General features: G+C 67.3%; 8 protein-coding genes. 6 read left to right on the plus strand and 2 right to left on the minus strand.

Going from position 1 to position 6874, the window contains the following annotated elements; translation table 11 throughout:
- Nucleotides 1-12 precede the first annotated feature (12 nt).
- A complete protein-coding gene (locus OG921_RS21335; RefSeq protein ID WP_266114521.1) occupies nucleotides 13-678 on the plus strand; it encodes a TetR/AcrR family transcriptional regulator in 666 nt (221 codons plus the stop codon).
- A gap of 111 nt (nucleotides 679-789) precedes the next feature.
- On the opposite strand, the gene OG921_RS21340 is transcribed toward OG921_RS21335, so the two are convergent.
- Complete coding sequence (locus OG921_RS21340; protein ID WP_266114522.1) at nucleotides 790-1590, minus strand: hypothetical protein; 801 nt, start codon at nucleotides 1588-1590, stop codon at nucleotides 790-792.
- Between the two features lie 123 nt (nucleotides 1591-1713).
- On the opposite strand from OG921_RS21340, the gene OG921_RS21345 reads away from it, so the two are divergent.
- Both OG921_RS21345 and OG921_RS21350 read left to right on the plus strand, forming a co-directional pair.
- Nucleotides 1714-1932 carry a hypothetical protein gene (locus OG921_RS21345; protein ID WP_266114523.1) on the plus strand — a complete coding sequence of 73 codons (219 nt, stop codon included), beginning with the start codon at nucleotides 1714-1716 and terminating at the stop codon, nucleotides 1930-1932.
- 17 nt (nucleotides 1933-1949) lie between these two features.
- Nucleotides 1950-3368 carry a cell wall metabolism sensor histidine kinase WalK gene (locus OG921_RS21350; protein WP_266114524.1) on the plus strand — a complete coding sequence of 473 codons (1419 nt, stop codon included), beginning with the start codon at nucleotides 1950-1952 and terminating at the stop codon, nucleotides 3366-3368.
- A 12-nt stretch (nucleotides 3369-3380) separates the two neighbouring features.
- On the opposite strand, the gene OG921_RS21355 is transcribed toward OG921_RS21350, so the two are convergent.
- Entirely contained in the window at nucleotides 3381-4055 is a 675-nt protein-coding gene (locus tag OG921_RS21355) for a response regulator transcription factor (RefSeq protein ID WP_266114525.1), read from the minus strand.
- A gap of 82 nt (nucleotides 4056-4137) precedes the next feature.
- Here OG921_RS21355 and OG921_RS21360 point away from each other — a divergent pair, with 82 nt between their 5' ends.
- The 3 genes from OG921_RS21360 to OG921_RS21370 form a co-directional block, all read left to right on the plus strand.
- Nucleotides 4138-4995 carry a phosphatase PAP2 family protein gene (locus tag OG921_RS21360; RefSeq protein WP_266114526.1) on the plus strand — a complete coding sequence of 286 codons (858 nt, stop codon included), beginning with the start codon at nucleotides 4138-4140 and terminating at the stop codon, nucleotides 4993-4995.
- A gap of 127 nt (nucleotides 4996-5122) precedes the next feature.
- The gene (locus OG921_RS21365) at nucleotides 5123-6361 is read left to right on the plus strand and encodes an MFS transporter (RefSeq protein ID WP_266114527.1); all 1239 of its coding nucleotides are present in this window, start codon (nucleotides 5123-5125) and stop codon (nucleotides 6359-6361) included.
- Between the two features lie 132 nt (nucleotides 6362-6493).
- A partial coding sequence (locus OG921_RS21370; RefSeq protein WP_266114528.1) for a GntR family transcriptional regulator occupies nucleotides 6494-6874 on the plus strand: 381 nt, incomplete at its 3' end.

Below are 6874 nucleotides of genomic sequence, written 5' to 3' on the forward strand. Positions count from 1 at the left end.
CGACTTCACATAGTGTCCACGCGACTCAGTGTCGAACAGAGACGGGCGCAGTTGATCGGCGCCGCCATCGGACTCGCCGAGAGCAAAGGCGTCTCGGCCGTGACGACGCGCGATGTGGCACGCGCGGCGGGGGTGTCGCTCGGCGTCGTGCACTACTGCTTCGAGAACAAAGACGCGATGATGACCGAGCTGGTCAAAGCGCTGTCGATGGAACTGCGCGACTCGGCGGATCAGGCCACCGAGTTGCGCGCCGGGGTCACCGGTGTCGGCGCACTCGAGGATCTGCTTCGGATCGCGCTCGCTGCGCTGTGGCACGACGTCGAAGCCTCGCGGGATCGGCAGCTGCTCACCTACGAGACGACGACCTACGCGCTGCGCGAGGGCGGACAGACTCCGGGCAAGCTCCGGATCGCGCGCGAACAGTACGAGTTCAACGACGACACCATGGCCGACCTGCTGGAAAAGCTGCGGATGGCGACCGACACCGAATGGACGTTGCCGCTCGCCTCGCTCAGCAGGCTGTCCCTCGCGATGCTCGACGGACTCGTGCTGCGCTGGCTGGTCGACGAGGACAACCAGGCCGCGCACGACCAGCTCGACCGGATGGCCTCGATCGTCGCCGGACTCGCCGCACCGGCCCGAGGCGGCGGGACCGGCAACGGCAACGGGTGGCGCTAAGTCTCCGAACGGGTTACCGCGCATCGGTTCAGCACCACCGCGCTCACACTCGGCGACCGCGTCGGCCAGCCCTGAGAAGGGTATGGACCGTCAATGACGGCCCCGTCGAGTTTAGCCGAGCGCGTCGGCCTCGTCTCCAACTACTTTGTCCACCAATGCGATTCGATCCACTCCGGTGTATGTGACGTAGCCGACCAGGGCGACGATGACGGCGGTGAACAGGGCGGTGGTCGCCGTCGCGCCAAGTCCCAGCCCGCCGGCGTCGCGGTCCTGCGACAGCAGATCACCAAGTGAAGCGCCAAGCGGCCGGGTGAGGATGTACACCAGCCAGAACGTGAGGACGCCGTCGAGTCCGACGCCGTAGTGCAGCGCGGCGATGGCCGCGATGATCGCACCCACGATCAGGGCCGTGGCCAGGTAGCCGAGACCGAACTGCTCGGCGACCAGGTCGCCGGCGGCGGTGCCGAGCGCGAAGGTGAACAGCACGACCAGCCAGTAGAACGCCTCACGCCGGGTAGTGGTGATGCTGCGGATCGACAGCGTCCCCTCCATGGCGCGCCAGACCGCGAAGGTGGCGCCCAATGCGACCACGAATACCACGGTCGTCACCTCGAGCGGCACCCCGAGATTGTCTGTGAGGATGTCGGTAATCAGGGTGCCGACAATGCTGACCAGGACGACCAGCAGCCAGTAGATCCAGGGGACATACCGGTCGGCCCGGAACTGCAGGATCGCGACGAGGACCAGCACCGCGGTCATCACCAGGGTGGTGCCGGTCAGTCCGAGACCGAAGTCGGCATTGAGTGTGTCCGCGGCCGATTCCCCCACGGTCGTCGACAGCACTTTGATGATCCAGAAGAAGATCGTGACTTCGGGAACCTTGCTGGCCATTTGCCGGGTCGTCATCGTCATGCCGGACACTCTCGCAGCGCGGCGCTGTGGAAACGCTGAGAGCGCAGACTCTCAGCGGTTCCACAGGGACGCGGTGGCACAGTCGGAACAGCCGAATGGCAGAAGCAAGGGAAGGTGTTTGTGATGGACGGACGTCGGAAGATCGCACTGGCCGCGGCAGCGGCCGCGGTGGCGTTGGGTGCGGCCGGCGGGGTCGCCGCGGCGCATCCCGGGTCGGAGCAGGCGTCGCCGCCCGGACAGGTCGTCGACCAACCCGAGCCCGGGGATACCCCCGACCAGGGCGTGGATCTGCCGGAACCCGGTGACGTGCCCGACGGTCCGGGCGACATCGACGGGGGGTAGCGGCCAGACTGGGCCTCGTGCGTTGGCAACGATGGGCGCCCGGGCGATGGAGCGTGCGGACCAGGGCGGCGGTTGCGGCCGCCGTCGTGGTCTCGGTTTGCCTGGTGGTCGCGGTTGGAGTGTTGTTGATCGTGCTGAACCGGTCGCTGACGCGAACCGCCGAGTCCGGCGCCGCGGCCCGCGCGGCACAGATCGCCGACGAGGCCGGCCGAGACGGCGTCGAGCAACTGGACCCGGCGCTATTGGCCACGGACGCTCAGATCGGCGCGATCCAACTCATTGATTCCGACGGCCGAGTGGTCGCCGCTTCGAACGGGGCACCCGCGGCGACACTGTCGCGTCAGGTGGTTCCGGTGGGCCAGCAGGTCGGCCTCGGGCGCGCGGAAGCCAAGGACGAGAGCTTCGACCTTTCGCTGATCGGACGAGGCGCCGTCGCCGCGGGCGAACCGGTGACGATCATTGTCGGGGCCGACCGGGAGCCGATCGAGACCACGGTGCGCAGGATCGGTGCGTTGCTGCTCGCGGGCGCACCGCTGGTGGTCGTGCTCACTGTGATCGGCACCTACCTGCTGGTCGGCGTCGCATTGCGGCCGGTGGAGTCGCTGCGGCGACGCGTGTCCTCGATCAGCAGCAGCGACTTGGACCGACGCGTCGCGGTGCCCGCGACCGGCGACGAGGTCGCGCAGCTGGCCAGCACGATGAACGAGATGCTGGACCGATTGCAGGCCGGCCAGCGGGCCCAGCGTCGATTCGTCAGCGACGCCTCGCACGAGTTGCGCAGTCCGTTGAGCACGATCACCACCGCGCTCGAACTCGCACACGGGCGACCCGACCTGATCGATACCGCAATGGTCGACGACTCATTGCTGCCCGAAGCGCGTCGGATGACTCGGCTGGTCGAGGATCTGCTGGTATTGGCGCGCTCCGACGAGAACGCACTCGCGACCCACCGCGGCGACGTCGATATCGACGATCTGCTGCTCGCCGAGGCGAAGCGGCTACGCGCGGCGGGAATCGGCGTCGCGACCCGGATCACCGCGTGCCGAGTTCGCGGCGACGCCTCGGCCCTGTCGCGGCTGGTCCGCAACCTCGCCGATAATGCCGGGCAGCATTCCCAGTCGGTCGTCGAATTTAGCTGCACTACAGTTGGATTCGACTCCAAGTTGAAAAAGCCAGGTGTCCGGATCACAATCTCGGACGACGGTCCTGGCATTCCGGTCGCCGACCGCGACCGGATCTTCGAACGGTTCGAGCGCCTCGATCCCACCCGTACACGAGCCTCCGGCGGAACCGGTCTGGGGCTTGCGATCGTCGCGGAAATCGTGCGAGCCCACCACGGGACCGTGGCCATCGGCGACCGCGCGGGCGGCGGTGCCGAGTTCACCGTCGAGTTGCCCAGCGACGAGGATCACTCCGCCCGATCCGAGCAGTACTGACGGGCTGGGATCCTAACCGTCGCAGCGCAGCCGGTACCCGACGCCGCGGATGGTGTCGATGCTATCGGTATCGAACGGTGCGTCAATCTTGCGCCGCAGGTACCCGATATAGACCTCGACCACATTGTCGTCGCCCTCGTAATTGCTGTCCCACACCGCCCGCAGGATCTCGGCCTTGGTCACGACGTCGTCCTTGTGCCGGATCAGGTACTCCAAGACGCCGTATTCCCGTGGGGTCAGCGTCAACGCCGTCTCGCCCCGGGCGACGCGGCGTCGTGCCGGATCGAGGGTCAGCGAGCCGGCCGACAGGATCGCGGGCCGCTCGGGCGCTCCACGGCGCACCAGCGCTCGTAACCGGGCAAGTAGGACTACGAAAGAAAACGGCTTGGTCAGGTAGTCATCCGCGCCAAGGTCGAACGCATCGGCCTGGTCGTAGTCGCCGTCCTTCGCCGACAACATCAACACAGGCGTCCAGATCGAGCGTGCCCGCAATTCCTCCACAACGCGGTAGCCGTGCATACCCGGCAGCATGATGTCGAGAATCACGACGTCGAAGTCACCGGTCGTCGCCAGCTCGAGCCCGTCCGCGCCATCGTGGGCGACGTCGACGACGAAGCCCTCGCTGCTCAGCGCCCGATGCAACGTCCGGGCGAACCGGACCTCGTCCTCGACCAACAGAATCCGCATCGCCTCCCATTAGACCGCGGCGGACGCGGGATCGGACACCGTCCTCAGCGATCTCACAGCGACCGCCGTCGACACTGATGCCATGTCGGCCCTTATGCACTCCGAGCACACCCTGCTCACCGAGATCACCACCGAAATCGCCACCGCAGAAGTCGCGATCTGGGCGATCGCGGTCGGCTCTTGCGCAATCGTCGTGGGCACGGTGCTCGCCCACAGCGCCCGGTCGCGGCAGCAGCCGGACCGCACCGTCGAAGCCCGCAACGCGGCGCTGCAAATCGGCGGGATGCTCACCCTGTTCATCGCGTTGGCCGTGCAGGTACATCTGGGCGGGTGGCTCACCTCCGCCGATATGGGCGTCACGAACTGGTTCGTCGCTCATCGCTCGCCGACTCTCACCAGCGCCGCGCGGGCGGTGACCGACCTCGGCAGCCCAGTTGTCATCGCCGCGATTGCAATCGCGGCGGCGGTGATCATCGGGTATCGGCATCGCAGCGTCCTGCCCGCGGTCACAATCGTCGCAACCGTGGCCCTCGCCGGCGCGGCGAGTAGCCTCACCAAGATCGTCGTCGCGCGAGCGCGGCCGCCGGCCGAACTCCATCTGGTCACCGAAACCGACTTCTCCTTTCCATCCGGACACGTCACCGGCACCGTCGCCCTACTCGGGGTCGTCCTTGTCGTCGCACCGATCACGCACCGATGGGTCGGGGTCGTCGCGGCGACGGCGGCGATAGCGATGTGGCTGCTGGTCGCGACGAGTCGCTTGTACCTCGGTGTGCATTGGCTTACCGACGTGCTCGCCGGAACCGTTCTCGCCATAGCTGTCGTCATGGTGACCACCACGGCGCTCCGGCTCTTCGGTTCCCCCGTGCCCCGTAATACCGACGATCCGGGTCACGCCGAAGGAGCGACTCAGCCCCACGCGCCGGTCACAATGGCATGAACACTGGCCATGAAGTTTGACCTGCCGATCGCCCACTGATCAGCGCACCGGACGCAGGATGGAGACGAATGGTCGAGGGACCGGAACGGATTCGCGACACCCGGTCGGCCGACTCGTCGCACCGGCAATGAACACGAAAGACCCTGTCGCGGTGATGAATCCGTGGCGTTTCATCGTCGCGTTCGGCACGGTCAGCCTGCTCGCCGACGTCGTCTACGAGGGCGCCCGCTCGGTCACCGGTCCCCTGCTTGCCACGTTGGGCGCAACTGCCCTCGTCGTCGGCGTGGTGACCGGAATCGGCGAGGCCGCCGCACTGCTGCTCCGGCTCGTCTCGGGTCCACTCGCCGACCGCACCCGGAAATTCTGGGCGTGGACGATCGCCGGATACGCCCTGACGGTGGTCACCGTTCCGCTGCTCGGGCTGACCGCGACGCTGTGGGTGGCGTGCGCGTTGGTGATCGCCGAGCGGGTCGGCAAGGCAGTCCGTAGCCCGGCCAAGGACACGCTGCTCTCCTTTGCCGCGGCGTCAACCGGGCGGGGCCGCGGCTTCGCCGTCCACGAAGCGCTCGACCAGATCGGCGCCCTGATCGGTCCGCTGGTGGTGGCCGGCATGTTGGCACTCACCGGTGGGCAGTATGGCCCTGCGCTGGGGGTTCTTGCCGCACCCGGCGTCGCGGTGCTCGCGCTGTTGCTGTGGTTGCGAATGCGGGTCCCCGAGCCCTCGATCTACGAACCGACCCCCGAACCCGATCCGGCGAGCAGTTCGGCCCCCGGCGAGGGCGGCCGGCGCGCGACGACCCACCGCGGCTGGGCCGCGATGCCGCGGGAGTTCTGGATCTACGCCGTCTTCACCAGTGCCACCATGCTCGGATTCGCCACCTTCGGCGTGCTGTCATTCCACATGGTCGTGAGCGGGCTGATCCCGACCGCGTGGGTACCGGTGATCTACGCCGTGGTGATGCTCGCCGATGCCGCTGCCGCGCTGGCCACCGGCTGGGCCTACGACCGGACCGGGCCGCGGGTGCTGATTGTGCTACCCGTCCTTGCGATCGCCATCCCCGTCCTTTCGTTCACCACGAGCGTCGGGTGGGTTGTCATCGGTGCTTTGCTCTGGGGCGCGGCGGTCGGTGTTCAGGAATCGACCCTACGTGCCGTGGTCGCCGACCTGGTGCCCCCCGATCGCCGCGCGACCGCGTACGGACTCTTCGCCGCCGTGCTCGGTTGCGCCACCGCGGCCGGTGGAGCCCTCACCGGCTATTTGTACGAGAATTCAATCGCCGCACTGATCACGACGGTCACCGTCGCCCAGTTCGTCGCCGTCACCTTCCTCGTCACCACCACCCGTGTGAAACATCTCGGCGGTTAGGAGATATGTCATCAGCGGGACTCGGCGCGCAGTGCCGGGTCAGGCATGACGGTAGGAGCACTCTGTAACGCCCTCGTCACGTCGATGTTGTAGACATTCCCTCAACTTCGCCAGCACCGGGAGGAGGTCCGGATGGCCGCGCGTCGACCTTCCGTGCTCCCTGCGAAGCTCCGCGTGGGACGGCTCGGCGCCACCCAGCAGGAAATCCTCGACGAACTGCGGCGCGCGGTGCTCGATGGCGAAGTGCCACCGGGCACCCCGATTCCCCTCGGCGATGTCGCGGAACTGTTCGGCGTCAGCCGAATCCCGGTGCGCGAGGCACTCAAGACGCTGGCCGGTGAGGGCCTCGTCGACCACCGGCACAACGGTGGCTATGCGGTCGCGCAACTGACCGCGAGCGAACTCGCCGAAATGTACCTCGTGCGTGAGACTCTCGAAACGGCTTCACTCACTGCGGCGGTTCGCAACGCCACCGATGCGGACCGGCAAGAGATCATCGACGTCAATACCGCA

Source organism: Aldersonia sp. NBC_00410, assembly GCF_026342035.1.
In the GTDB taxonomy this organism is placed as follows: Bacteria; Actinomycetota; Actinomycetes; order Mycobacteriales; family Mycobacteriaceae; genus Aldersonia.

Bases quoted from the DNA above. Each gene is read 5' to 3' on its own strand.
- OG921_RS21345 (WP_266114523.1), top strand. From the start codon at position 1,714: ATGGACGGACGTCGGAAGATCGCACTGGCCGCGGCAGCGGCCGCGGTG.
- OG921_RS21360 (WP_266114526.1), top strand. From the start codon at position 4,138: ATGTCGGCCCTTATGCACTCCGAGCACACCCTGCTCACCGAGATCACC.
- OG921_RS21365 (WP_266114527.1), top strand. From the start codon at position 5,123: ATGAACACGAAAGACCCTGTCGCGGTGATGAATCCGTGGCGTTTCATC.
- OG921_RS21355 (WP_266114525.1), bottom strand. From the start codon at position 4,055: ATGCGGATTCTGTTGGTCGAGGACGAGGTCCGGTTCGCCCGGACGTTG.
- OG921_RS21340 (WP_266114522.1), bottom strand. From the start codon at position 1,590: ATGACGATGACGACCCGGCAAATGGCCAGCAAGGTTCCCGAAGTCACG.